We start from the raw sequence: 25,329 nt of genomic DNA, 5'->3' as shown, positions 1-25,329 counted from the left end.
TCGGGTGTGCCCCGGCGAGAATCAGTGATATCGAAACCGGCAAGCGCCCTTTGCCGGAGTTGAGGTTGGCTTATGAAGAACTTCTCAAATCAGCTTGACACAACATAGGAGCATCACGCTCATTTTAGGGGCGGGTTTCGAGTTGTTCTCCACTTCTTCAGCATGGCGGAACTATGTCTCGAGACATGCCCGTTCACCCCCGCGGGGCACTCTCGCCCAAAATCGTGCTGCCGGATCGATGTAATGAGACATTCCCGCAGGACAAGCCGGAACGATCTCATAGGACATGCGGAACGATGTCTAGGAACCAGACACACTCTGGGGCACCATTGTCATGAGTCGCGACATGCTTGACAGATGTGTCGCGACATCGTTGACAAACCGGCATTCCAGTTGCTTTTTGTTCTGGGGTGCCGGTTTCTTCGATCAGGCGGGCACTGCCAGGACAATCTGTTCCAAGCAGCGGTACCAAGACGCCGTAAAGAACACCTATGCGTGATGGGCGGAGTCATTTCCCTCTCGGGCTTTAGAAGGTGCCTTAAGTCCTGAATGGCCGCACTTTATTTCGACGCCACTGGATTGCGACCTTGATGGCGTACGGCTTTGACGATGGCCATATTGCGGTTAGGACTGTTCATAGTGTCAAACATGTCCCGACTCACCAGTCAAGCATCACCCGACACGGTAAGGTAGCCCTAAGCATCAAATATGTCGCGGCTAATCTGTCAAGCATCACGAAGATTCCCTCAGACATAGACTGTCAAATATGTCATGAACTCAGACACACTCTGGGGCACCATGTGAAGGGAAGGCTTTCGGTGAGCTCTCCCTTTCATTTCGGGAAAGTCCTTCTAGGTAAAACCGGGTTTTCAAAATTCGTCAACTTTTGGCGAATATATCTCCGAAACGACGAAAACCGGCCGGTTTGCTTGGAAACTCGGCGTCGCTGCACGGCCTGTAGGACACTCGACGTGAACTCCTCGAAATTCAAGGTCTTTGCCAGTGGCCTCCGGTTGTAACGCCGCCTTCGGTGGCGCGTTGTCGACCAGCTTCCATTGCTCAATGTGACTTGCGACCACCCCACGGGGCAGGCGGAGTCGGTTTCCGTCCAGTGTGTGGACATGACCACGAAACAGCGTCAAGCATATCAAGGTTCACCTCACCATGGACAATAGCCGTGCACAGCATTTTTGTCGGCCCACCGCGCCTAAGGCGCGTAGCATCGTCACCGGCACCTTGGTAAAAGCCATTTTCAACATGGTGTTGCGAGACTCAATGATGTTGCGGCGGCCGTTTTCATTGCGCCACCCCGCAGTCAAAAATGCCGGACCATGCTGAAGGAACTTCACGACGTCCTCGGCGGGGTTCTTCAGTGTCACAGTGCGCCGCTAGCAAACTTTAGGGCAGGAGGCTTTCGGGCTTCCTGCCCTTACTGTCTTGTTGAACTTCATACCGATGCAGCCCCTAGCAATATCGTCCACTAGCTCTGCAAAAATAATTCCGTGCAGGGACTGCACTTCACTTTGTGCAGGTCGTTTTCCAAGCACGGACCTATGAGCGGACCGATATAGGTGTACTCTTTCTCCTACTGCGGTCTTGGTGCGCTCAACAGATTCTAGGGACGAGTCTTAGTGCAGTCGTGCACACTGCTCACACCCCCCCTGGCTAGTAGCATGCTCAGCAAGCCTTCTCCGTACCGACCAACGGTTTGTAAAGCGTATTCGAAGCGGTAGTGCCCCTCGAAGCCGCAGGAGGTGCAGCGGATAAACAGATACTTCCTAGGCTTCGTAAGCGGTTCCAGAAGCCGCAAGCCGGATCCGTGGTATATGTCACCAGGGTACGTTTAGCACCACGCCGGCTTTATTCGAGTGTAGAAAAGTGCGAACTCATTGCAGCCCTCGACGCTGCACACTAGGGGCGTTACAATACGCCTGCCTTAGGTGTCGGGGTCCAAAAGCAACGGTAGTGTGCTACTCGAAAGCAAGTTCGCTCCGAAAGCCTTTTTCTCTGGTCTCTGTCGTGCCCCCCAGCTACTCTAATAAGTGACGAAACCCCACGCGAATAACGCTAAGGAGATACAGTTGGGTAGACAACAACGCCTTGAGCTGACCTGGACGAATAAGGACAAGGCGCTCATTCCCACCGAGCAGGGCCTCTATGGCTACACCTGGGTTGACCCACGCGACCCGCGGTATTGCGAGACGAGGGTTTTAACGGTTGACGAGACGGTAACCGGAACGAGGACTGACAAGGAGGACGGCACCACCTACTCCGAACGGGCAGACTTGGAGCCGCAAACTGACAACCTGCTCATTCTGGGCGAGTCTGGCGACGTGTTGGAAGCACTGACGCGGGTGCCGGAGTGGTGCGAGAAGTACGTTGGAAAGGTCAAATGCATCTACATTGACCCGCCGTTTAATACGGCGCAGACCTTCGCGAACTACGAGGACAACCTGGAGCACTCCGTTTGGCTCACCATGATGCGAGACCGGTTGCTGCACCTGCGGGATTTGCTCAGCGCGGACGGCTCGATCTGGGTTCACCTTGACGACGTGGAGAACCACCGGATGCGTTTACTCCTCGATGAGGTGTTTGGGGCGGAGAATTTTGAGTCCGAAGTTGTGTGGCAAAAGACATATTCACCCCGCAATGATTCTAAGGGCGTTCCCGCCGTGACCGACGTGATTCTGGTGTATTCGAAGGGCAGGTTCGCCCCCCGCCGCCTTCCACGGACGGCGGAGATGGACGCGCGATATTCGAACCCCGACGGTGACCCTCGCGGCCCGTGGAAGTCGGATAATGCAAATGCTCCAACAGCGGGCCGAAGGCAGCACCCCTCTACATTCGGTATTCAGCACCCAATAACCGGCGATATGATTTACCCCTCAAAAGGAAGTTGCTGGCGGTTCTCGGCGAGCCGCATGCTCGAAATCATGCGCGGTTGGGGCCGCTACGAGTTCGGAGAGAACACGGAGGACGAAGTAAGAGGAAGAAAAGCAGTGCTTAAGTCGGGTGTTGAGTTCAGAGATGACGTAAAGCCTCTCGTTATTCCTGATTGGGGTAAGGAAGACTGGTTGCGCGCAGAAGAAATTCTCGACTCTGGACCTTGGCCGGTCTACACAATTTCCCGCCGCGGCAAGGGTTTCAATCGGAAATCATACCTGGCCGATATGCCAGGACGAACACCTGTTAACTTTCTATCCCATTCCGAAGTAGGACACACTGACGCCGCAAACAAGGAGATCCAAGCACTTTTTCCGGAGACCGCGGCATTCGCCACCCCTAAACCCGAACGCCTCCTCGAGCGCATCATCCACATAGCCACGAACCCCGGAGACCTCGTCCTCGATGTGTTCGCCGGTTCGGGAACCACCGCAGCGGTCGCCCAGAAAATGGGAAGGCGCTGGGTGACGTGCGAGCTCGTGGAGGATACCTTTAACCGCTTCACCCGCCCGCGCTTGGAGAAGGTCGTAAATAACGAAGACCAGGGCGGCATTACCCTCCAGAAAGAAGAGCGAGCTGACGCTACCGAAGACGGCTTGCCGGAAGGTCTTACCCCGGAGGAAGCGCAGAAGTTCACGTCTCTGCTGAATAAAACCATCAAGAACGACGACGAGCTCAAAAAGAACCCCGCGGTCAAGCAACTCAAGGCCATGACCAAGACCACGTCAGTCAAGGGCGTAGTCAACTGGCGAGGCGGCGGTGGTTTTAGAGTCGCCCACCTTGAGCCGGCCTGCTTCGACTACGACCCCGAGGTAGCTTTGACCACGTTGACCGAGCTCGCCACCGGCGAGTTGCTCGTGCGTTCCATAGCCGCCCAACTTCGCTTTGCACTCACTCCCGAAGACTTGCACTTTGACGGCAAACACGGCCGCGACCGCTTGGTCGTGGTCGAAGGTGTCCTAGACGAGGAGAAGGTTGACGAAACCATGGCTCACCTCCCCGAAGGCCATGCCGTCCTGTTCGCCGCGACCGTGGTTGACAGCTTTGCCCGCGAACACGTCCGGTCGTTCAAGAACGGCTCGCGAGTCGTTCACGTCCCGCTCGAGATCTTCCCGTACTCCGACACAGCCGAGGAGGAGAAGTAACCATGACACAGAAATTGAACCTCTCCTTTGACGAGAATCTGGTTGCAGAGTTAACCGCCAAGTTCGACCTTCGCACACCGAACGCCGAAGCGCTTGCCGACTTGGTGAAGCGGATCGAGGAGGGCAACTACGACGCTCTAGAACCACTGGTGCTCAACCTCGCTACGGGTGCTGGCAAGACCTACGTCATGGCAGCGTTTATCGAGTACCTGCGCCGTCAGGGACACCCCAACGTCATGGTGGTCACGCCGACGAAGGTCGTGCAGGACAAGACCGTTCTCGACTTCACCGAAGGCTCGCACCGCTACATTGGCGGCTTCGACGTTCCGCCTCGGCTTGTGACTCCGGGGGACGTGTCGAACCTACGAGTCGATAACGTCGCATCTGACCTATTTGTGGGCAAAGGTGTGTCTACGCTGTACGTTTTCAATGTTCAGCAACTTTTTCCACCGAAAGACGGCGGTAAGAACGTCGCAACGGGAGACGAAGCGGCGCGCCGCAAGACATGGAAGTTCCAGGAGGACTCCGGCGCGCTGGCGCAACGGTTGATCGACACGGAAGATCTCGTTATTATCGCCGACGAGTCTCACCTGTTCGGCTCCACCGCGAAGACCTTCCGCAAGTCGCTGACTTCGCTGAAACCCGCCGTAACTGTGGGGCTTACGGCCTCACCGGACAAGAGCGACGACGTTGTCTACCGCTACCCGCTGTGGCGGGCTATCCAGGACGGCTACGTCAAACAACCGGTGCTGGTCTACCGCGAATCGGGTTACGACTCGGAAGACCGCCAGCTCCAAGACGCATTGTCGCTTCTGACTATCAAGGAAGAAGCGTACGCGAACTACAGGGCAGCCCACCCGAACGGCAAGCAGACCAAACCGCTGCTGTTCGTGGTCTGCTCTGGCGTCCCTCACGCCACCGAGGTTGCCGAGCGCCTGCGCGGCCCAGGGTTCGTCAATGACCCGCTGGCGGTGCTTCAGGTGGACAACGAGCACAACGACAACACCACCCAGTCGTTCTTGCGCTACCTCGACACGGACAATTCCCCGGTTCGGGTGATCGTCTCGGTCAACAAGCTGCGTGAAGGCTGGGACACGAAGCGCATTGCGGTGATGTGTACGCTTCGCACAATGGGCTCTGAGGTACTCACCCAGCAGGTCATGGGCCGAGGCCTTCGCCTGCCGTTCGGGGCGTTGACTAAGGTGCCTGCCATTGACGAATTAGACATTCTGTCGCACGAGTCCTTCGTCAAGCTGTTGGAAAGCGAGAACGTACTCAAGCAGTTCGGCATCGAGTACGCAGTGCGAGAAGGCGACGACAAGGAGATCATCACCCCTCCTGGCACGACCAACCCGCCGCAGGTTGGCTCTGGTAGTGGACACGGCACCGGTGTTACGGGTGGCTCCTCTGCTGACACCGGAGAGACTGGCACCACGGTGCAGCCAGGCGAAGACTCTCGCACCCCTGGTAACGGTCCTGCCACCCCAGCAGTTGACCGCACTGTGGGCACACGAGCACTCACCGACGAAGATGACGTTGCGAAGGGCGTTGAGATATTCACACCAGTCGTTGTTCACGTCAACGAGAAGTTTGCTGGCACCACCTTCGACTTCCCGTCTTCGACTATGACGAAGACGAAGAAGCAGTTCGAGCTGGTTGACATCCCGAACTCCGTCATTGTTGAACGGGCGGACAAGGTCACCGACACTGACGAGTACTTGGCTCGCACGAAGATCGGTGTGGCAGACGAGGGCAACAAAATCGAACTCAACAACGACGACCGCTCCGCCGTGCCGAGTTTCAAACAGACTCCTTCCCAAGTCGCCGCCGAACTCATCCGCCGCGTCATGGGGTCCGGTGCGGTTGCCGCAACGACAGAGAACACGAGCCAACTCAAGCGCCGCATCGTGCCGGCATTCATGGAAGCGACGAAGATCGAGCAGTGGACGGAGAAGGCCAAGGAGTCCGCGGCCCGACACTTGCGTGAGCTCGTTGTCGAGGAGTCCAGAAAGGCGAACGCCCAGACTGGAACCACGGTGTCCATCCACCCGGTTACCCTCCCGATTGACGACTCGTTCGTGCTCGACCTCGACAAGAAGGTGCTGGACCTGCTCGACCGGCAGGAAAAGTCCGCGGGTAAGGCAGGTTTTAACACCGCGGAGTACTACGGCACCTGGAAGAAAGGCCTGTTCGAAGCTGCACGCTTCGACTCGTTTACCGGCGAGTACCGCCTTGCGGCACTACTCGACCTCGACCCGAACGTGGTGTGGTGGAAGCGGATCTACGCCCACGAGGGCGCGCGGGTTGCCTACACCCCGCACAACTCGTACGTTCCAGATTTTGTAGTCTTCGACAAGGACGGCACCCACTGGATTGTCGAGGCCAAGGAGAACCGCGGACGCGACGACGAGCGCGTCCAGGCCAAGCGAGCAGCCGCCGAGCGCGTGGTGCGCCAGCTCGTAGGCATGCCGGAGTACGAGGATCAGACCTGGGGCTACCTCATCGCCTACGAGGACGACATTGCATCTTCCGACTCGTGGGCCGATTTGGTTGCCGGTTCGGTGACGGAGCGGATGCCGAAGTTGTAGTAGTGCGCAAACGCCGGACCGTAGAACGTACCTGCGGTCCGGCTTCTCGCTTTGTGAGGCAGGGTTCACTATCAGCCCGCTCTAAAGTGAAGGCTCCGTGTCTGGACGAGTGTAGCCGTCATCCGTGTTTAGATGATCACATCAGCTAGAGAACGATGCCCGACAGCGTGCCCCTCATAACGCCGTTGACGTTCAACTCCAGCACTGCTTGTTTGTCTGACGGGTCCCATTCAACGTAAGGAATCACGACCCAGAACTCCGTCTCGGAGTACCCGTGGCGGAAGTCAACGCACATGGTTGCCCCCGTCGCCCTCAACGCCAACGACATTGTATCTCGCTCAAAACCATCAAACTTGGCGTTGAACGTATGCGTGTCGGTGTAAAGACCAAACGTGGAGTAGCCCAAAAACGGCTCGCCCGTGAACTGCCACGTGACGGTCAACGCTTCGGTTCCCACCTCGACTCTCGCGGCGGTGAGTTCCGCTTCGGATGAGTTCCGCGCTGCGTCCGCGATGCGCTGGATGTCCTCATTGGGTGTGTTCATTTCGAAGCGACTTCCTCTCTCTAGTGGATGTGGTTCAAAGGGTAGCACCACGTTCGCGTTGTCCGACGGCGGTAATGACCGAAGAACGAGAGGAGCAAACGTATCGAACCGTACCGAAATACGTACTGAATCGCGGGACGAGTCTGCTTTTTAGCCTGACAGAGTCGACGGGGTGTTCGAAAGAAAACGAGGCACGTCGCGGCGGCTATTACACTTAACGTGTCGATCCCCGTTTCGAAGGAGAATGATGCTCGGCTACAGAGATTTTGCCCTGCTTGAACTGGACCTTAACCAAGGACATCAACGATTTAGGTTTACTGACGATAGAGCTCAGTCGGGAGCTATCACCTGCCCGGTGTGCGGAGAAGGAAAGACGGTCAACATCGCCTGGGCCACCGACAGGCGCAACTTCGTTGAAACCGGGTACCGCTGGATGGTCTGCCAAGATTGCTGCGGAGCTTCAATCAGCATCTTTCGGGAGGGTGGCGGCGAGGAGATCTACCCGCCACGGACGCATCAGCAACCTATCGAGAACCTACCTGGTGACGTTGCGGAAATGTGGGAGGAAGCGAACCTCACATACTCTGTTGGAGCCAACACCAGCGCGGTGCTCATGTGCCGCAAGATAGTTTTCGCTACTGCTGTCCGTTGCGGTCTACCAGAGAAAAACGACAAGGGCTGGGCACCGAAGTTCGAAGAGTGCGTGAATTTCTTGGTGAAGGAGGGAATTCTCACCAAGCGAATCAAGGACAGTTGGGCTGACAGCATTCGACTCTGGGGCAATGCCGCCACTCACGAACTGAAATCCGTGAGGCAATCCACCGCGCTGAAGGCCATCGAGTTCACCCGGATGATTCTTCGCATGGCCTTTGAGTTTGAGGGAAACGCAAGGGCCGAAAACGAGCCTTGAGGGTAGTCCCCCGAAACGACACCCGCCCTGCTAACCGCTGCGCGCCCCGTTCCGACCGGCGACAATAAACCCATGCCAGCTGCGAAAGAACTCACCCCGCGCCAACGCACCGTTTTGCAGTGGGTCGTCGACGGGTGCCCCACCGACCCAGAGGTGCCTTCGACGTACAAAACCACCGCCCGCACACTCGAAGGACACGAGCTAGTCAAGGTCAAAGGCCACGGCAAAACGTGGCAAGCAACAGTCACCGAGCGCGGCAAGCGGGTGCTGGCGGGGAAAGAGCCGCTCCGGAGACCGAAACGAAAACGCGGTACGGCGCCCGAGACGGTGGTCGTCCCGCCGACCTATGCCCCGCCAGAGCCCCCACATGCGAGCGAAGTAGCACTCGACGCGCGCGTGACCGACTTGCTCGAAGACTTGGTCGCCTCTCAGCGTGGGTGGGTGGTCAGGCGCGTAGAAAACCGCGACGCGGCGAGAGCAGAGTGGGCCCCCGTAGAAAAGTGGGTCAAGGGACCGCGGAAAGACCTTGTTCCGAACGGCAAAGAGTTCAAGCTCAATCGGAGTTCCGACTCGTGGCACTTCAACTCCCCCGTGACGGTGACCGCTGCGCTACTCGACACGGACGAGTGGGTGTCACCAGACCCAGGGCCAGTTTTGCAGGGCGAAGTTGAAGTCCGCAAATTCCACCCGGCTATCAACAGGCTTCTGCGAACCTCCAAGTGGTACAGCGCAGAGACGAAGCAGCGTGCTAGGTTGCTTTTGCACGTCGTTATTACCGAGGCACAAGCCCGCGGGTGGAGCGTGACGGCACACGACACCGAGGACCACAAGGGCAAGAAGGTACTGGACAAAGTCACACTCGACACCGACTACCGCTCGTATGAGGTGTGGGTCAGCGAACGGGAAAACAACGTCGAGCGGCCGCCGACGAAGAAAAAGGTCAAAGCCTACGAGGACTCGCTGCGCTGGTCGTACAACAAGGGCAAAGCAATGCCGAAGTACTACGTCAAAGAAGGCACAGGACTGGTGTCGCTCACTGTCGGCTTTACTAGGCGCAACGACACCCCCTCGAAGCCGACCCGGCTGAGCTCGGTGCTCGGGGACTTCTTTGCCGACGTTCACCGCAGAGAACAGTGGTACGCATTAGTGGAAGAGCGAGACCGCATTGAGGCTGAGCGCCGGCAGCGCCGACTCGACAAGGCCACGGAGCTCGCCCGTCTCCACCACAGGGAGGGTGAACGCTACAAAGTACTTCTCCGGCGCGTCGAGGCCTGGAAAGAGCGGCAGGCAATTGAGGAGTACCTCGAAGCGCTCGAAGGCGTTCCAGAAGCCGAAGAGTGGCTCAATTGGTGCAAGGAAAGGCTGACCAAGACCTGCGCTCTGGGTGAGACCGACTTGCCTATGGCCGTCCCGTTTGACGAGCACGAGAACCGAGAACTTATTGCGGCATTCGAGCAGCGGTTGCCGGAGGACGAAAGTCAGTGGTGACGCTGGTCTGTCGCGAGGGCTGGGTTCCGGGACGGCAGGCGTTGTGGGGGTCGAGACGGGGTCCGGCGCGGGATAGCGTTACGAGATCTGGGAGTGAGGTACTGACCCGGGAGAGGTTGCACCGACATTGACCACGATGTCCCGAATTCGGACAAGGCGCTTACCCCCGCTGTAGCGGTTCGTCTCTTGCGACGACACAATGCCCGTCCATGACTGCACAACGACATGAAAACGGCGGTGGCGAGCGTAGTTCGGCGTGGTTGCACGAAGCCGCCTCGGACGCCTTCTACGCCAAGAAAATCCACTCTCTTTCCGCCCCGTACCCTTACACCGCGGTCCGCGTCAAGGTGCGGGACGGGGACTTTCGGATTCTGTCCGCCCACTGGTCGGCGGCGCTCGTGCTCAAGGAGGTGGGCGAGCGCCTTGTCCGTGGTGAAAAGGCCGCGGCGTACTTAGTCCGCTGGGACCGTATTGAGTCCGACAGCGACCCGCGGTTTAAAAGAGACGTCCTAACCTGCACCGAACTGCCCGCCCCTGGCTTAGTGGGCGACGTTTTGAGGTAAAGCAGGCTACTTTCAATGACCCACCACAACTCGAACGCAGCGACACCAAACCGCTGCACCGAAGAAAAGAAACCCACGACCCCACGCACGCCCAAGGAGGTGTTGCTCTCGCTCGACGTGTTCTTCAACTGGGAAGAACTGGTCACAATGGACCGGTTTCTTCGGCGCCACTCCGACAGCGTGAGAATTGTCGACGCTGACGGTGAGCACGTTCCGCTCGACATGTTCCAGGCCATGAAGTTCCTCACCACTCTGGTCAAATACTCCGACCAGGACAACAGAATGCTCACCCTGGAGGCCGATGCGAACCCGCATCATCTGACGTACTCCGAGCGGGACAACCTCGTGGACACAGACAAGTTCGACCCGAAAGAACTGGCGGCCGCCGACGCACCGAAGGAGGACGCGCCCCACGAGCTCCTGGACGCAATCTTTAGCCAAGACACCTGGGAAGTCTGGACCGCAGTGGGCATAGACTTCCTCGCTCGCTGCAACGACTTTGAGGAGGCTCGTCGCATTACCCAGTCGTTCCGGGGCGAAGGTGTGCCGGCGCAGTTGAGTAGGACAATTCGTACGGTCTACCCCGTGTAGAAATGCAGCGAGAAACCCGCCACGGTGAGCGAAAGGTTCACCGTGGCGATTTTCGGCAAACTGCCCCTGTCGGTGACCGGCCAGCGAGTAGAACATGTAGTCGATACTTCCGCACCCGTGTCGGACCCACCGCTATCCTCGGTATTGTCCCTTCCAACACAACCCAACCAACCGAGGAGCACAGAATGTCTTTCCCCGCCCCCGACACCTTTATTCGAGACTGGCTGAACGAGCGCGCCGAAGCAGGCGTTGTCCGCGCCAAGGTCGTCACCGACGTCGCCCACAGCGACGGTGTACTCACGGTGACCATCGAGCCCGAGAAGTTCGTTGACATACACACCTGGAACTCACTGAACGAGGGCTACTCCGACTCGCTCGGCGACTTCTACGCCACTGAGCTCGGCTGGACGAATAAGCAGTCCGTCTACCTGCGCGAAATGGTCACCGAATTGCGCGTCGTAGACTCCACCGGCACGGTTGTCGAAACGGTGGACACCGCCGCCTACCAGCGGAAGAAAAACCCGCAGTTCTAGCAGGCCGGCTCAGCCAGGCGCATAAGCCTTACTGCTGCCTCCACACCGGAAGCTGCTCCACGCCTGCCTGGTTCAAGCAGTCCCGCACCAGCGACCTTGCGGTGTCAATGAGCGGAACATTCGCGGTGACACTTACCTCCGCCTCGACCGAGCTAAACGACTCTAAAGGCAGCGGGTCTTCGGAGAAGTACCTCATGTCTTTCGGCTGCCACAACACCAGCGGCTTGTCTTGGTCCCACTCAACGCTGCAACGCACGGTGTAGTCGGTGTTGCCGGTGACACCTCCGTAGTGGCGAATGAGCGCCAAAAGGTCGCCCGCCAAGCACGCAAACGCATGCGTGGGCACAATCTGGTCGCCCGTCGAGAACGTCACCTTGTCCAGCCGCGACAGGACGGTGACAACCCCGTTTTCGTGCAGCTCGACATAGGCCAAAAGTTCTTGCGTGTCGTACTGCTTTCCCGAAAACGTCCAACACTTCAAACCCTTGCGGTAATTCGAGGCAGTCGCCGGAGACACCGACCCGTTGTATTCCAGGCGCAGCGGGTCGTCATAAGCGGCAAACCTTGCCACAGTCGCGTCACGCTCAGTAACGTCACCGTTTCTTGCCGGGTACGTTGGCACCGCAACACCGACACCCCAAAAGCCGTCACTAGACCGCTTCGCGGCCACCTTGCTATACACCTCGTCTACTTCACGAGACGAGGCTTCTTCCCGTTGAAAACGCAGCCGGTACAAGTTTGCAATCTCAGGCTCACTCAACCAATCGGAGTGACTCCCGTTACGAGTAGGCGCAGCGAGCGCCGTGGCGTTTTTCTTTTCGGTGAAGTACATATGCGGCACTTGCCGACTGGCCGGCACCACGACGACGAACGCTTCGTGTTCGGGGTGCTCGACCCGGTGGAACTCCACGCCCCGCAGCGGCGGCGAAATATAGGCGGTGGCAACAGTCAAATACGACTGCTCAAGTCCAGAGGAGTACTCGCCGGCACTAACCCTTTTACCGGCGTGGTCTTTCATGTCGGGAAGCTCACCCACGCCGTAGAGAATGACGCCGCCACCACTATTCGCCATAGCACACAAGTCTTTCTTCACGTCGCTCTCAGGCCGAGTTGGCTTGCTGTCGATCTTCTCTTTGAAGTCGAGATCCTGCCGCTCCGCAGTTCGCTCCTCGACCAGTCGGTCGAGCATCTCGTTTGTGAACTCGTCGGTGGACGCCATTCCAAGCGCGGAGTGCAAAGCGGTGAACATAGGTGTCATTGTACCAAGCGGTTTCGGCGGTTCTATCTCACAAGCAACGGTCAAGCAGGACGTTCAACGTCTCCTCACCCCGCCCCGACCCTCGTAACGAGAACCGCCCACCCGCAACGCGCCCCGAACCGACCCCGAACCGGACCCCGCTTCCGAGTCAGCAACCGTTCCGGCAAACGTGTCGGACTCCGAAGCGTGAGGACGTGCCCGGTCCGGCAACCAGGTCGAATACCACAACGGCCCCGAAGCGAACCCCACCGGACACCGAGACGAACCTCGGGTCGGCAAACGCGGCGCACACGGCCGCGACACGCCCGCCCGCCCTGGCAAACGAGACGGGGTGCTGGGTCGGGAGTATGCGGTAAAAAGCGGTGAGCGGGACGCCTATTGGATTACAGCAGGCTAGTCGCAGCGGTTAGCGGTACGGGCTTCGAGGCGGGGTGCGTGTCGGGGTTTCCGGGGCGGGGTTCGGTTCGGTCGTCGAGGCGGTGGGCGGCACGAGGGTCGGTACGGGTTTCGCTTCGAGACTCGGGCCGGTTTCCGGGGCGGGGGTCGTTGCGGGGTGTGTAAGGAAGCGGTGGAAAATGTGTAAACCGCCGTGGGAGTGGCGGCGAGTCTAGAGGTTGGGGAGTTTATTGAATGTCCCGAAAGTCTCGAGACAACGTTCCGCTTGGTGTCTCGAGGTTTTCGTTTTCAGCTGGCCCAGAAACCCAAAATCAAGCATCTGGAAAGACATGGATGCTCTACGGGGCAGGGAAACTATCCAAGAAGATTGTGGTCCAACTGCGCACATTAAGCACCGTAGCTGCGCCCGCCACATCTTGTTCTGTGCTGGCAACGCGCCTAGAAACGCCTCTGAAAGCGCTAAGAGCACCAGCGCCCGGCCCCACGTGGCTTTCTTTCAGCATTCCTCCCTTCAATGCCGAAAACCACTGAGTATCGATGTCCAAGATCCAGTCACACCCTAGAGCACAATGCCACGAACGCTGACAGTTCAGGTAGCGGTGATTTTGTACGTATACAGCCACATTCCTACTAGGAACACCGCGGGGAGGCTGCTGCCCCACCAACGGTGGCACCATCCAAAGTGATAACTCCTTGGCTGACGGCGGGAAGCACTGGTTTATCCGTTCTCACCGTGTAGGTGCTGCCTCAGTTTCAGCGGCAGCCTCGTTCATCGTTAGCTATCTGCTACTGCCGAGACTTTGCTTCTTGGGTCTCGCTAATGGCATTGCCAAGCGCTCCAATGAATGCAATTAGACCCACCGTGATGAGAATGTGTCCAAGACCAGCGATACCAGAAATCATTGCAGAGGACTCCTCCCCTAGTACGGTCAGACATCCGTGCCAGATCAAGACACCAACGGTAACGACCACACCGACGTTATAGAGCCAGAAGAACGCGTTGAACTGACCGCGGCTGCGCGACAGACCAAAGACCTTCTCCAATACCAAGAAGATAAGGCTCATCATGAAACCTAGTGCTAGCAAGTGAGTGTGCGCCACGCTGAGCTGAGTGAACTCACCCGCAGGGAAATCATTGGCACGCGTGAATTCTCGGTAGAACACGCCAGCGCCCAAGCCCAGCACGAGGTAGAAAATCGATGCCCAATACAAAGCTTTCATGGTCATTCTCCTTCCCAACCGCTGCCACGGCCGGATTAGCAATGAAATAAATACTCTAAGGACTCATCTTTCTACATTCGTCGCCGTTTTGAATCACAGGGCTGGTTGAAGCTGCAATCAACCAGTCGGTTGATCATTCCGATAATTGAAAATAGCGACGCGCTCCACTGCCTTTTATTCACCGACATCGAACCTAAGGGGCCGCCCAGTTTCACCAATTACCTTTAGCAAGCTCATCCTCAAAAGTCAGCAACCCCGAGTTTTACTCCGTGCTTCTGAAATAATGAACTCTATGGATTCTCTCGACCACAATATTTCATTTACCGATCAAGGTATGCCCACCCACCAAGATCTAGTAGTCCCAATCCTGAAAGCGGTTAATGAGCTCGGAGGTTCTGGAAAGACCAACGAGGTTAATGAAACCGTCCTTGAGATTCTTCCCGAAGCCGAATCTCTCCTCCAAATTGCCTTCCCGAATCGCCCTAAGGATTCAGTATTGATGAGTCGTATTGCTTGGGGCCGCTCAACTGCGAAACGCGTCGGCGCGCTTGAACAGCCTACGCAGGGAATGTACCTACTTACAGAAATCGGCGAGCAGATACTCAAGCTTTCAGACAGAGACGCACTTATCAAGGTTAAAGATCTCGACCGTCAGGCTTCTCGTGCGAAGCGAAAGCAAAAGAAACTAGAAGAACAAAATGTAGCTCCGGTTAGAGAAGACGTACCAGACGAAGATATTCTTTCGGACTCTAATGAAGAAGAAAAAGAAAGCGACTGGAAAAGTCAGCTGCTTGAACGCCTTCACCAGCTCCCGCCCGAGGGTTTTGAAAAATTCATCATATATTTGCTGCGCCGGCAAGGGCTTCAATTACAACACACTGGAGGTTCCGGGGACGAGGGAGTCGATGCAATTGGTACAGCGCCTTTAAGCCCCGTCCTCTCCTCCCGTGTTGCTGTTCAAATTAAGCGATATGCACCAGAAGGTAAACCGATTGGTCGAGAAACCGTCGCCCTCTTCCAACGCGATGCTCAGACAAAAGGTGCTGAACGCGCCATTCTCGTTACCCTTAGCAGGTTTACCGATCCAGCTCGAAAAGCGGCCACCTCAACCGTACCGACGGTAGATCTAATTAGTGGCGACCGCCTTGCAGAACTAATCCGAGCAGATGGGGAATCAGGCGTCAAACTTCGACCCACGGTTGATCCTAAATGGTTCGACAAATTCGAATAACTAAGTTTCACTCCACCAACTGAAGGCGCTGGCTACCGATGACCAGAGTTTCCAAGCAGTACACCATAGACCTCACCCGCATCGACACCGCCCAATACCGAGCTACCAATTCCGCGGGAGCCAGCATTGAATTTGGCAGTGGTGAGGGGCGCCTCTCCCCTGTTGAACTTTTACTCGCTGCGGTCGCGGGGTGTTCCGCGGTGGACGTGGACGTCGTGACGTCCCGGCGCGCGGAGCCAGAATCTTTTGATGTGCACGTGGAAGGTGACCGCGTAAGCGAAAATGGAGCATCGCGTCTCTCGGAGGTGCGTGTGGGCTTCGATCTGTCGTTCCCGGATACGCCGGAGGGAAACCAAGCCCGCAAACTGGTGGACAACCTGATTCGCATCTCCCATGAAAAGGACTGCACGGTATCGCGCACGGTTGAGAACCCCACGCGGGTTACGTTCAGCAACGAATCAAAATAGCTTTCCGAAGTAAGAGCGCGACATGCGGTTTCACTGCGGGGATAATTCCAAACATCTTGCTATGGTGCAGTTGTTAACTACTGTGACAGATGTGATTACTGCAGGAGCTCAACATGTCACCATCTTTCTCCCGTCGCGGCCTTTTTAAGGCTGGCGCTCTCGCCCTGACCGCAGGCGCTATCGGCGCTGCCGCACCGAGTGCAGCGGCGCTCGGACCGGTGCGCGGCACCATCATTGATTTTTCCGCCGGCGTACCTTCCCCGCAGGCAATTAAGAATGCCGGTCATATGGGCGCGATTCGCTACGTCTCCGACAAGCGCCCCGGCGCCGCGTGGATGACCGGCAAGCCGGTAACCCTCAAGGAGACTAAGGCCAATGCAGCAGCAGGCCTGCCCACTGCGTCGGTATACCAATTCGGCCGTGCGGAAACTGCCGATTGGAAGCAGGGCGCAGCTGGTGCAGCAATCCACGCGCCAAAGGCGATTGCGCTACACAAGAAGGCAGGCGGTCCTACCAACCGCCCGATCTACATCGCGATCGACGATAACCCCACCCGCGAGCAGTACACCCGCCAAATCCGCCCATACCTGCAGGCATTCTCCAAGACGCTAGAGCTGGCCGGCTACCAGACGGGCATCTACGGCAACTACAACACCATCGAGTGGGCGATACAGGATGGCATCGGCAAGTACTTCTGGATGCATGACTGGGGTTCCAACGGCAAGATTCACCCGCGCACCACTATTCACCAGCTGCCGCACGGCAAGCAGCAGACCATTGGAGGCGTCATCGTTGACGTCAATGAGGTCTATGCCGAAGACTGGGGACAGTGGACGCCAGGCAAGTCCGCGGCACCTGCACCGGCAAAGAAGCCGACCACCAAGAAACCACAGCCAAAGCCGCAGCCGCAGACCAAGGCCCCAAGCAATGGCTCGTCCGACCTGGTCAATCAGCTGAGTTCGCAGCTACAGAGCAAGCACCCGGAGCTACCGGAACTGCCCCAGGTCACCGCCAATGGCGTGAACTTTAATGGCAAGACGTTGAGCAACGATCAGATTCGTCAGCTAGCGAAGATCGTCGCAGAAACGGTCTCTAAGGCGCGGTAGTACTACTTCTTGGAAGGCTCGGAGGTTTTCTCTGAGCTTTTCTTTTTATCTGTGGACTTCTTATCGGAGCTGCCTTTGTCCTTCTTTTTGGACGTAGTGGATTCGCTGGTGGGCTCCTTCGACGAGGTCTTATCCTTCTTGCCCTTGCCGGACTTCTCGTCCTTGTCCTTCTTGTTGGAGGACGTGGTGGGGGTCTCTGAAGTGGAGGTCTCGATCGGTGGAACGTCCTCGCCGTCTTTGTACTTAAGGAAGCGCTCGGTGGCCTTGCCCAGATTCTTGCCGGTCACCTCGTCCTTGACGTAGTCGGTGAGGTCATCGGAGGAGCCGGTAATGGAGGCGGCGGCGACGAAGTTCTCACCAAAGGAGACCGAGGAATTAATGGACTTGTCATTGGACCAGCCCCACTTGCTGCCCACCACGTTGGAGAGCTTGGCGGTGCCATAATCCTGGCGGTAGCCATCTTCCGAGATGGGATCAGCATGCGCCATGGCTACGAGCACCGGGTGGGTTTCATCGCGGTCGATGAGCTGCGAGATGAAGCTGGCGACGTCATACGTGGAGGTTTGCGAGTAGCCCCACTGCTCGCCGGCCTTGGTGGATTCGAGATTGAATTCATCCGCAATCGTGTCGATGGAATCCGGGTATTTATCAAAGAGGTTTTCGGCGGACTTATCAGAGGAGCTAGCGATCATATCCAGTGCCTCGTATTTGTCCTCGTACTCGCCCTTTTCCATTACGTAGGTGGCGATATAGAGCTTGATAAGGCTTAGCGCCGGGCGGGCCTCGTGCTCCGAGGCAGAGCCCATATGCATGCCATCGTGCAGGCGGATGTAGGTAATTGAATGACCCTCATCGCCCTCGAGGAACTCATTGGTTTCCGGTGGGACGTCGCGGTTGGTGTCTGTTGCTTTTAAAGGGGCGTCGGCAAGCGCGTCGCTTTCGCGCTCGCTATTGCTGCACGCGGTGGTGGTCAAGGCGAGCATGCATACGGCCAAAGCGGCACCAGCCTTAACTGATGCCGCCTTGCGGGTCACGGACGTTCTAAGCACGTCCAACCACATTACCGGGTCTGTGCACTTTTCAAGCAATTAATGCTGCACGGGTGCCTCCACGCCCACGCCAGTAAGCGAGCGAACCTCCATCTCTGCGGAAAGCTCCTCAAAGTTGTCCGGCTGGGTCATAATGGAGACCAACCAGCCGACAAAGAAGGACAGCGGAATGGAGACCAAGCCCGGCGAGGAAAGCGGGAAGATGGCCCAGTCCGCACCTGGGAACATGGAGCTCTCAGAACCGGAGACTGCCGGGGAGAAGAAGATGAGCACCAGGCAGGACACCACGCCGGTGTACATGGAGGCCACCGCGCCCGCGGTGTTGAAGCGGCGCCAGTACAGGGAGTACAGGATGGTCGGCAGGTTGGCGGAGGCCGCCACCGCAAACGCCAGGGAGACCAGGAAGGCCACGTTCTGGGTCATGGCCAGGATGCCCAAGATGATGGAGACGATGCCAAGGATCACCACGGTGGTCTGGGAGACGCGGACCTGCTCAGCCTCGGTGGACTCGCCGTTGCGGATAACCGCGTGGTAGATATCGTGCGCGATGGACGCAGAGGCGGTAATGGCCAGGCCAGCCACCACGGCGAGCACGGTGGCGAAGGCCACGGCGGAAATAATCGCCATGAAGATGGAGCCGCCGATCTCCATTGCGAGTAGCGGTGCCGCAGCATTGGCCCCGCCCGGCGCGGCGAGGATGCGGTCCGGCCCGACCAGTGCAGCTGCGCCGTAGCCCAGGACCAGGGTCATGAGGTAGAAAGCACCAATAATAACGATCGCCCAGGTAACGGAGCGGCGCGCCTCAGTAGCGGTAGGCACGGTGTAAAAGCGCATCAGCACGTGCGGCAGGCCACCCACGCCGAGCACCAGGGAAATGCCCAGGGAGATAAAGTCCAGCTTGGTGGCAGTGGTGGCGCCGTACTTCAGGCCCGGGGCCATGATGTCCTTGGCCTCGTAGCCCTTCTCTTTAATCTGCTCAGAGGCGGCGTGCATGTCGATGGCGTTATTAAACAGGGTGCTAAAGCCGCCGCGCAGGGCAATGAAGACCAAGAAACACATGATGACCACGCCGGCGACCAGAAGCACGGCCTTAATCATCTGCACGTAGGTGGTGCCCTTCATGCCGCCGACCAGGACGTAGACAATCATGAGCACGCCCACAATGCCCACGACGAGAGCCTGCCACTTGAAGTCGTGGATATCCAGCAGCACGGCCACCAGCGAGCCGGCGCCGGCCATCTGCGCGATGAGGTAGAAAAGCGTGACAAAAAGGGTGGCGATGGACGCCGCCACGCGCACGGGCTTCTGCTTCAGGCGGAAGGATAGGACGTCCGCCATGGTAAAGCGGCCGACGTTACGCATGGGCTCGGCGACGAGCATGAGTGCTACCAGCCAGGCGACGAAGAAGCCCACCGAGTACAAGAAGCCGTCGTAGCCGTTGAGCGCCACCGCGCCGACGATACCTAGGAAGGATGCGGCGGAGAGGTAGTCACCGGAGATCGCCAGGCCGTTCTGGCGTCCGGAGAAGCTGCCGCCACCGGTGTAGAAGTCCGAGGCTTCCTTGGTGGTTTTGCCGGCGCGCAGCACCACCGCCATGGTGACGATGAGGAAGATGGCGAAGATGGAAATATTCAGGATGGGGTTGCCGGCGGAAGACTCGGCGGCAAGGGTGGTGGTAGTCATTAGATGCCCTCCAGTTCTTCACGGATGGCGGCCGACTTCGGCTCGATATTCTTATTGGCGTACTTCACGTAAATCCACGTGATGATGAAGGTGGTGAGGAACTGGGCAAGGCCGAAGACTAGGCCGATGTTCCAGCCGCCGCCGAGCTCGGTTGCCATGAAGTCAGGGGCGAACACGGCGGCAAGAACGTAGACCACGTACCACACGAAGAAGGCCACGGTCATAGGGAAGGTAAAACTCCGGTAGGTGCGGCGCAGCTCGCCGAATTTGGCGGAGTCGCGCATCGCGATGAACTCGCTACCGGTGGGTTCGCGGCGCGAGACAGGAGTTGCAGCTACGTCACTCATAGAGCATCGTCTCCTTGGGTGAGAGGAACTTAGGTCACACGAGATAGTGTGTCACTGCTCACTATCAGCGTTGTCCTGTAAGTTACAGAACATTTTCTGCAAGGTTGTAAACTCTGCCAAGAAAACCTTCCACTCCCCCACCCTTTCAACCCCATAGGCTTCACTGAACTGGAATAACATCTTTAGCAAACTACCCCCGCGGGAAGAATTTTCTACCCCCTGTAAAGATTGTTAACAGCCGCTTGGCAAAAGAAAAAGCCCCCATGAGGGGGCTTCATCTGCGGTTGACGTTACTCTTCGTTGCCTGGGAATTCGCGTGGGTCATTGAACATGCGGCCAAAGCCCTCCTGGCCCTCCAGGGCGTCAATGGCGGATACTTCCTCCGCCGTGAGCTCCAGCTCGGTGGCGGCCAAGTTTTCCTTCAAGCGCTCGGTGCGCGCGGACTTCGGAATGACGGAGATGTCCTTGGACATGAGGTACGACAGTACTACCTGTCCCTCGGTGGCCTCGTGGTCAGCAGCAGCCTGCTCGATTGCGGGGTTGTTGAGCACAACGCCACGTGCCAGCGGGGCCCATGCCTCGGTGACGATGTCATTATCGTGATGGAAGGCGCGCAGGCTGGACTGGGTAAAGCCCGGGTGGATCTCCACCTGGTTGAGCACCGGAGAAATGCCGGTGGTGGAAATGAGGTCCTTGAGCACGTCTTCGTAGAAATTGGCCACACCGATGGACGCAATCTGACCCATACCCTGCAGGCGGGCGATAGCCTCAAAGGTCTCGTTGTACAGGCCACCCTGCGGCCACGGCCAGTGAATGAGGTACAGGTCGAGGTAGTCCAGCTGCAGATCCTTTAGCGACTGCTGGAATGCTTCTTCCACCTTGTGCTCACCCTGGTGGGAGTGCCACACCTTGGAGGTAATAAAGAGCTCATCGCGAGTGACATCGCCGGCATCCATAGCCTGCTTCAGGGCGGTGCCTACCGCCTCTTCGTTCTTGTAGAGCGTGGCGGTATCGAAGTGGCGGTAGCCCAAATCGATGGCCTCGCGAATGACGCGGATGCACTCCTCGTCATATAGCTTGTACGTACCCAAGCCCAGCTGGGGCATTTCGCGGTCATCATTGAAAGTTACGGTTGGCACAGTCATGCCCTCCATTGTGCCGCAGTTTTTTCAGCCGCGCCGAAAACGACGACACCCCAGGGCGAACCCTGGGGCTGAGCGCTTTTAGTCGGCGCGGATGAGGTCAATAATAAAGACCAAGGTACGGCCGGACAACGGGTGCGCACCACCTGCGGGGCCGTAGGCCTTTTCCGGTGGGATGATGAGCTTGCGGCGACCGCCCACCTTCATTCCCGGGATGCCCTCTTGCCAGCCGGCAATGAGACCGGTCAGCGGGAACTCGATGGACTGGCCACGGTCCCACGAGGAATCGAATTCTTGGTTGGTCTCGTATTCAGCGCCGACGTAGTGGACCTCCACTACGGCACCAGGCTGCGCCTCAGCACCGTCGCCGACGACGATGTCTTCTACAACAAGGTCGGTCGGCGCTGGGCCAGACTGGGCTTCAATAACAGGCTTATCCATGGGGATTATTCTCCTTGGGAAATCTAGTTTGTTCGTGCGGTCGCATTAAAAACCGAACCGAGCTGCACCTATTATAGGTGCTACCACCCGATTCGGCTTAATTAGGCAGACCGCAGAGCGCTTTAACGCTCGCTACGCGGGGTGACCTTACGCAGGGACTCGCCGGTGTAAATCTGGCGCGGACGGTTGATCTTGGTGTTGATCTCCAGCTGCTCGCGGTACTGTGCAATCCAGCCCGGCAGGCGGCCGATGGCGAAGAGGACGGTGAAGAAGTCCGTCGGGAAGCCCATGGCGCGGTAGATCAGGCCGGTATAGAAGTCCACGTTCGGGTAGAGCTTGCGGGAGACGAAGTAATCGTCATTCAGCGCAATATCTTCCAGCTTCATGGCCAGATCCAGCATTGGGTCGCCGCCCAAGTGCTCGATGATCTCGTGGGCGGTGTCCTTGACGATGGCCGCGCGCGGGTCGTAGTTCTTGTACACGCGGTGGCCAAAGCCCATGAGGCGAACGCCCTTTTCCTTATTCTTCACGCGGTTCATGAAGTCAGTAGCGTCACCATCGTGGTTGTTCTGGATATCTTCCAGCATCTCCAGAACGGCCTGGTTTGCACCGCCGTGCAGCGGACCGGACAGGGCGTTAATGCCGCCGGCGATGGAGACGAACATATTGGCCTGAGCGGAACCAATCATGCGCACGGTGGAGGTGGAGCAGTTCTGCTCGTGGTCAGCGTGGAGGATAAGCAGCTTATCCAGGGCCTTAGCTACAACCGGGTCCACCTCGTACTCCTCGGTGGGGTAGCCGAACATCATGCGCAGGAAGTTCTCGCGGGCGTTCAGGCTATTATCCGGGTACATATAAGGCTTGCCCTGGGAAGCACGGTAAGCATACGCAGCCAGCATTGGAACCTTAGCCAGCAGGCGGACGGTGGCCTTATCCAGCTGCTCCGGGTCGAGCGGGTTGAGCTGATCCTGGTAGTACGCGGAAAGAATGTTAAGGGAGGAAGCCAGCACGGCCATTGGGTGCGCGTTGCGCGGGAAGATATTGAACGCGGCCTTGAAGTCCTCATCCAACAGGGTGTGGTGGCGGATTTCGCGGTTAAAGTGGCCGAGCTCCTCCTCGTTAGGCAGATGACCCTTGATCAGCAGATAGGAAACCTCGTTAAAGGAAGCGTTTTCCGCAAGGTCCGCGATATCGTAGCCGCGGTGACGCAGGATGCCCTCTTCACCGTTAATGAAGGTGATCTTGGACTCGGTGGAACCGGTGGAGGTATAACCAGGGTCGAAAGTAACGAGTCCGGTCTCGTTACGGAGCTTGGAGATGTCAAAGCCAGAGTCGCCCTCGGTGGACTGCTTGATGTCCATCTCGTACTCGCCGCCTGGGTACTGGAGCACTACCTTGTTGTCTTCAGAAGCCACGGAAGTTCCTTTCTCTATGTGAAGAGTCATTATTAAGCACTAACTTAAGGAAGTTAGCTTGATACCTCTTCACACTTTAGCAAACTTTGTGACGCCGCCTACAAGTTTCGGTCACCTAAAATAACTGCCGTTCGACCGGAACTGTTCTACACTTGCACGCATGAGCACTCCAGAACTTACGCTGCCCACCGACCTCCTGCCTGCCGACGGCCACTTTGGCTGCGGCCCCTCCAAGGTTCGCCCCGACCAGCTTGCGGCCATTGACCCCGCGGTCATGGGCACTTCTCACCGCCAGCCGGCAGTGAAGAACCTCGTAGGTTCGGTGCGTGAAGGTTTAAGCGATCTCTTCTCCCTGCCAGAGGGATACGAGATTGTCCTTTCTCTGGGCGGCGCTACTGCCTTCTGGGATGCTGCCACCTTCGGGCTCATTGAACGCCACTCCGCCTACCTCACCTTTGGCGAGTTTTCCACTAAATTTGCCAAGGCCGCCGCGGGTGCACCCTGGCTCGATGCCCCATCCATCGTGGAGTCCCCAGTGGGCACGGCGCCCGACCCACGCAAACTCTCCGCGGAGGCGGACGTCGTCGCTTGGGCACACAATGAAACCTCCACCGGTGCGATGGCAGAAGTCACCCGCCCGCACCCCCGCAATGATCAACAGCTGGTGGTCGTGGACGCCACTTCCGGCGCGGGTGGTCTGCCCGTGCACACCTCCGATACGGATGTCTACTATTTCTCGCCGCAAAAGTGCTTTGCTTCCGACGGCGGCCTGTGGCTCGCCGCCATGTCCCCCGCCGCGCTGGAGCGGATTGAGAAAATCAACGCCTCCGAGCGCTATATTCCCAACTTCCTCAACCTGCAGACCGCGGTAGAAAACTCGCGCAAGAACCAGACCTATAACACCCCGGCCATCGCCACCCTGCTCATGCTGGATAACCAGGTCCAGTGGATGAACGCCAACGGCGGCCTAGACGGCATGGTTGAGCGCACCACGGAATCCTCCACCACGCTGTATAACTGGGCCGAATCCCGCCCGGAGACCACTCCCTTCGTCGCAGAGCCTGCGTCCCGCTCTCTCGTGGTGGGCACCATCGACTTCGCCGAGTCCGTCGATGCCGCAGCGCTCGCCGCCACCCTGCGCGCCAACGGCATCCTGGACGTGGAGCCGTACCGCAAGCTGGGCCGTAACCAACTGCGCATCGGCATGTTCCCGGCTATTGATCCGGCCGATATCGTCAAGCTGACCCAGTGCATCGACTACGTCTTGGATGCGAATTAGCGCATCACCCCAACATGCCCCGCCGCCTCGCAGGCCGCGGGGCATTTTCACGTTATAGTTGAATGCATCACAGATATGTCCGCCGTCGATAGGCAAAAGGAGCGCCCTATTATGCGCGAGCTGTTCCCAGTTGACAGCGAGTCGACCGAAACCTCTTTGGTGCTGCGCACCGAAGACGGCGAAGAGTTTTTCCTCTCCATCACCGATGAGCTGCGCGAGGCCCTGCGGGGCGAGCAGGAGGAAACCCCCGAAGAGGAACCGGCGGCTCCGGCCATCAGCCTGGCCAAGCCCGCCAAGCCGGAACCGGTGGAAGAGACAAAGATCCGCCCGGCGGAGATCCAAAACCGCATTCGCGCCGGCGCCTCCGCGGCGGAGCTGGCAGAAGAAATGGGCGTGACCGAATCTCGCATCGAGCCCTTCGCCTACCCGGTCATGCTGGAGCGCAACCGCATCGCGGAGATTGCCAAGCAGGCACACCCCGTCCGCGAGGACGGACCGGCCAAACTCACCCTGTGGGAGGTTCTGGCCACCGCCTTTGCCGCCCGCGGACACTCGCTCTCCGAGTCCAGCTGGGACGCCTACCGCCACCAGGGCGAGGCCTGGATCGTGCGCGTGACGTGGAAGGCCGGCCTGTCCGAGAACGAGGCCGAGTGGTACTTCAAGCAGTCCATGTCCTCGCCTGCCACGGTGGAGGCTCGCAACTCGGTGGCCGCCGACCTGACAGACCCGGATTTCGTGCAGCCGGTGCGCTCGCTGACCTCGCTGGGCAGCGGCCGCTATGACGAAGCTATCGACGGCGACCAGCCCAGCAACGTCACCGACCTCACCGCGCCGACCACCCCTCCGGAAGAGCCGGAGGAAGAGGAGTTCCTGCAAAACCCCTCGCCGGAAGAAAAGCCCGCCAAGCGCCGCCGCAAGGCCGTCACCCCGCATTGGGAGGACGTGCTGCTCGGCGTTCGTTCCAATACCAAGCGCCCTAGGGACTAATC

At 58.2% G+C, this 25,329-nt stretch carries 22 protein-coding genes; 12 read left to right on the top strand and 10 right to left on the bottom strand.

Features of this window, described 5'->3' with window-relative positions; all coding sequences use genetic code 11:
* Nucleotides 1-1,154 precede the first annotated feature (1,154 nt).
* Nucleotides 1,155-1,379 (bottom strand): hypothetical protein, encoded by a 225-nt coding sequence (locus MHY22_RS10245; protein WP_239279215.1) that lies wholly within the window; start codon nucleotides 1,377-1,379, stop codon nucleotides 1,155-1,157.
* A gap of 663 nt (nucleotides 1,380-2,042) precedes the next feature.
* On the opposite strand from MHY22_RS10245, the gene MHY22_RS10240 reads away from it, so the two are divergent.
* Nucleotides 2,043-4,088: a site-specific DNA-methyltransferase gene (locus tag MHY22_RS10240; protein WP_239279214.1), complete on the top strand. Its 2,046-nt coding sequence runs from the start codon at nucleotides 2,043-2,045 to the stop codon at nucleotides 4,086-4,088.
* 2 nt (nucleotides 4,089-4,090) lie between these two features.
* Nucleotides 4,091-6,676: a DEAD/DEAH box helicase family protein gene (locus MHY22_RS10235; RefSeq protein WP_239279213.1), complete on the top strand. Its 2,586-nt coding sequence runs from the start codon at nucleotides 4,091-4,093 to the stop codon at nucleotides 6,674-6,676.
* Between the two features lie 145 nt (nucleotides 6,677-6,821).
* Here the strand turns inward: MHY22_RS10235 and MHY22_RS10230 are convergent, their stop codons facing one another.
* Entirely contained in the window at nucleotides 6,822-7,220 is a 399-nt protein-coding gene (locus tag MHY22_RS10230; protein WP_239279212.1) for a hypothetical protein, read from the bottom strand.
* A gap of 244 nt (nucleotides 7,221-7,464) precedes the next feature.
* Between MHY22_RS10230 and MHY22_RS10225 the strand changes: the two genes are divergently transcribed.
* The 5 genes from MHY22_RS10225 (at nucleotide 7,465) to MHY22_RS10205 (ending at nucleotide 11,305) form a co-directional block, all read left to right on the top strand.
* Nucleotides 7,465-8,130 (top strand): DUF4145 domain-containing protein, encoded by a 666-nt coding sequence (locus MHY22_RS10225; RefSeq protein ID WP_239279210.1) that lies wholly within the window; start codon nucleotides 7,465-7,467, stop codon nucleotides 8,128-8,130.
* Nucleotides 8,131-8,202: 72 nt separating this feature from the next.
* Entirely contained in the window at nucleotides 8,203-9,618 is a 1,416-nt protein-coding gene (locus tag MHY22_RS10220; RefSeq protein ID WP_239279208.1) for a hypothetical protein, read from the top strand.
* A gap of 209 nt (nucleotides 9,619-9,827) precedes the next feature.
* Complete coding sequence (locus MHY22_RS10215; RefSeq protein ID WP_239279206.1) at nucleotides 9,828-10,181, top strand: hypothetical protein; 354 nt, start codon at nucleotides 9,828-9,830, stop codon at nucleotides 10,179-10,181.
* A 15-nt stretch (nucleotides 10,182-10,196) separates the two neighbouring features.
* A complete protein-coding gene (locus MHY22_RS10210) occupies nucleotides 10,197-10,772 on the top strand; it encodes a hypothetical protein (protein ID WP_239279204.1) in 576 nt (191 codons plus the stop codon).
* A gap of 185 nt (nucleotides 10,773-10,957) precedes the next feature.
* Nucleotides 10,958-11,305, top strand: a complete 348-nt coding sequence (locus MHY22_RS10205; RefSeq protein ID WP_239279202.1) for a proline racemase — start codon at nucleotides 10,958-10,960, stop codon at nucleotides 11,303-11,305.
* Nucleotides 11,306-11,333: 28 nt separating this feature from the next.
* Here the strand turns inward: MHY22_RS10205 and MHY22_RS10200 are convergent, their stop codons facing one another.
* Entirely contained in the window at nucleotides 11,334-12,554 is a 1,221-nt protein-coding gene (locus tag MHY22_RS10200; RefSeq protein ID WP_239279200.1) for a helix-turn-helix domain-containing protein, read from the bottom strand.
* Between the two features lie 1,191 nt (nucleotides 12,555-13,745).
* Nucleotides 13,746-14,180: a DUF2871 domain-containing protein gene (locus MHY22_RS10195; RefSeq protein WP_239279198.1), complete on the bottom strand. Its 435-nt coding sequence runs from the start codon at nucleotides 14,178-14,180 to the stop codon at nucleotides 13,746-13,748.
* Between the two features lie 292 nt (nucleotides 14,181-14,472).
* Here MHY22_RS10195 and MHY22_RS10190 point away from each other — a divergent pair, with 292 nt between their 5' ends.
* The 3 genes from MHY22_RS10190 to MHY22_RS10180 all read left to right on the top strand — a co-directional run bounded on the left by MHY22_RS10190 (nucleotide 14,473) and on the right by MHY22_RS10180 (nucleotide 16,984).
* Nucleotides 14,473-15,411: a restriction endonuclease gene (locus MHY22_RS10190; RefSeq protein ID WP_239279196.1), complete on the top strand. Its 939-nt coding sequence runs from the start codon at nucleotides 14,473-14,475 to the stop codon at nucleotides 15,409-15,411.
* Nucleotides 15,412-15,449: 38 nt separating this feature from the next.
* Nucleotides 15,450-15,878 (top strand): OsmC family protein, encoded by a 429-nt coding sequence (locus tag MHY22_RS10185; RefSeq protein ID WP_239279194.1) that lies wholly within the window; start codon nucleotides 15,450-15,452, stop codon nucleotides 15,876-15,878.
* A 113-nt stretch (nucleotides 15,879-15,991) separates the two neighbouring features.
* Nucleotides 15,992-16,984: a DUF1906 domain-containing protein gene (locus MHY22_RS10180; RefSeq protein ID WP_239279192.1), complete on the top strand. Its 993-nt coding sequence runs from the start codon at nucleotides 15,992-15,994 to the stop codon at nucleotides 16,982-16,984.
* A 2-nt stretch (nucleotides 16,985-16,986) separates the two neighbouring features.
* Here MHY22_RS10180 and MHY22_RS10175 read toward each other — a convergent pair whose 3' ends face one another.
* The 6 genes from MHY22_RS10175 to MHY22_RS10150 form a co-directional block, all read right to left on the bottom strand.
* A complete protein-coding gene (locus tag MHY22_RS10175; protein ID WP_255718257.1) occupies nucleotides 16,987-18,045 on the bottom strand; it encodes a hypothetical protein in 1,059 nt (352 codons plus the stop codon).
* Nucleotides 18,046-18,072: 27 nt separating this feature from the next.
* Entirely contained in the window at nucleotides 18,073-19,716 is a 1,644-nt protein-coding gene (locus MHY22_RS10170; protein WP_239279188.1) for a cation acetate symporter, read from the bottom strand.
* Nucleotides 19,716-20,063, bottom strand: coding sequence for a DUF485 domain-containing protein (locus MHY22_RS10165; protein ID WP_239279186.1), 348 nt, complete (start codon nucleotides 20,061-20,063; stop codon nucleotides 19,716-19,718). The genes MHY22_RS10170 and MHY22_RS10165 overlap by 1 nt, the downstream gene beginning before the upstream one ends.
* Nucleotides 20,064-20,353: 290 nt before the next feature.
* Complete coding sequence (locus MHY22_RS10160) at nucleotides 20,354-21,217, bottom strand: aldo/keto reductase (RefSeq protein WP_198492708.1); 864 nt, start codon at nucleotides 21,215-21,217, stop codon at nucleotides 20,354-20,356.
* A gap of 69 nt (nucleotides 21,218-21,286) precedes the next feature.
* Entirely contained in the window at nucleotides 21,287-21,646 is a 360-nt protein-coding gene (locus tag MHY22_RS10155) for an FKBP-type peptidyl-prolyl cis-trans isomerase (protein ID WP_005323855.1), read from the bottom strand.
* 122 nt (nucleotides 21,647-21,768) lie between these two features.
* Complete coding sequence (locus tag MHY22_RS10150; protein ID WP_239279184.1) at nucleotides 21,769-23,061, bottom strand: citrate synthase; 1,293 nt, start codon at nucleotides 23,059-23,061, stop codon at nucleotides 21,769-21,771.
* 160 nt (nucleotides 23,062-23,221) lie between these two features.
* Here MHY22_RS10150 and serC point away from each other — a divergent pair, with 160 nt between their 5' ends.
* Nucleotides 23,222-24,340, top strand: a complete 1,119-nt coding sequence (serC, locus tag MHY22_RS10145; protein WP_239279182.1) for a phosphoserine transaminase — start codon at nucleotides 23,222-23,224, stop codon at nucleotides 24,338-24,340.
* Between the two features lie 111 nt (nucleotides 24,341-24,451).
* Nucleotides 24,452-25,327 (top strand): septation protein SepH, encoded by an 876-nt coding sequence (gene sepH / locus MHY22_RS10140; protein WP_239279180.1) that lies wholly within the window; start codon nucleotides 24,452-24,454, stop codon nucleotides 25,325-25,327.
* The last annotated feature ends 2 nt before the right edge of the window (nucleotides 25,328-25,329 follow it).

It is taken from the genome of Corynebacterium sp. ACRPO, assembly GCF_022347205.1.
GTDB lineage: Bacteria > Actinomycetota > Actinomycetes > Mycobacteriales > Mycobacteriaceae > Corynebacterium.
Note: the sequence above shows the minus strand (reverse complement) of the source record. Positions and strands in the feature narration are given on the sequence as shown.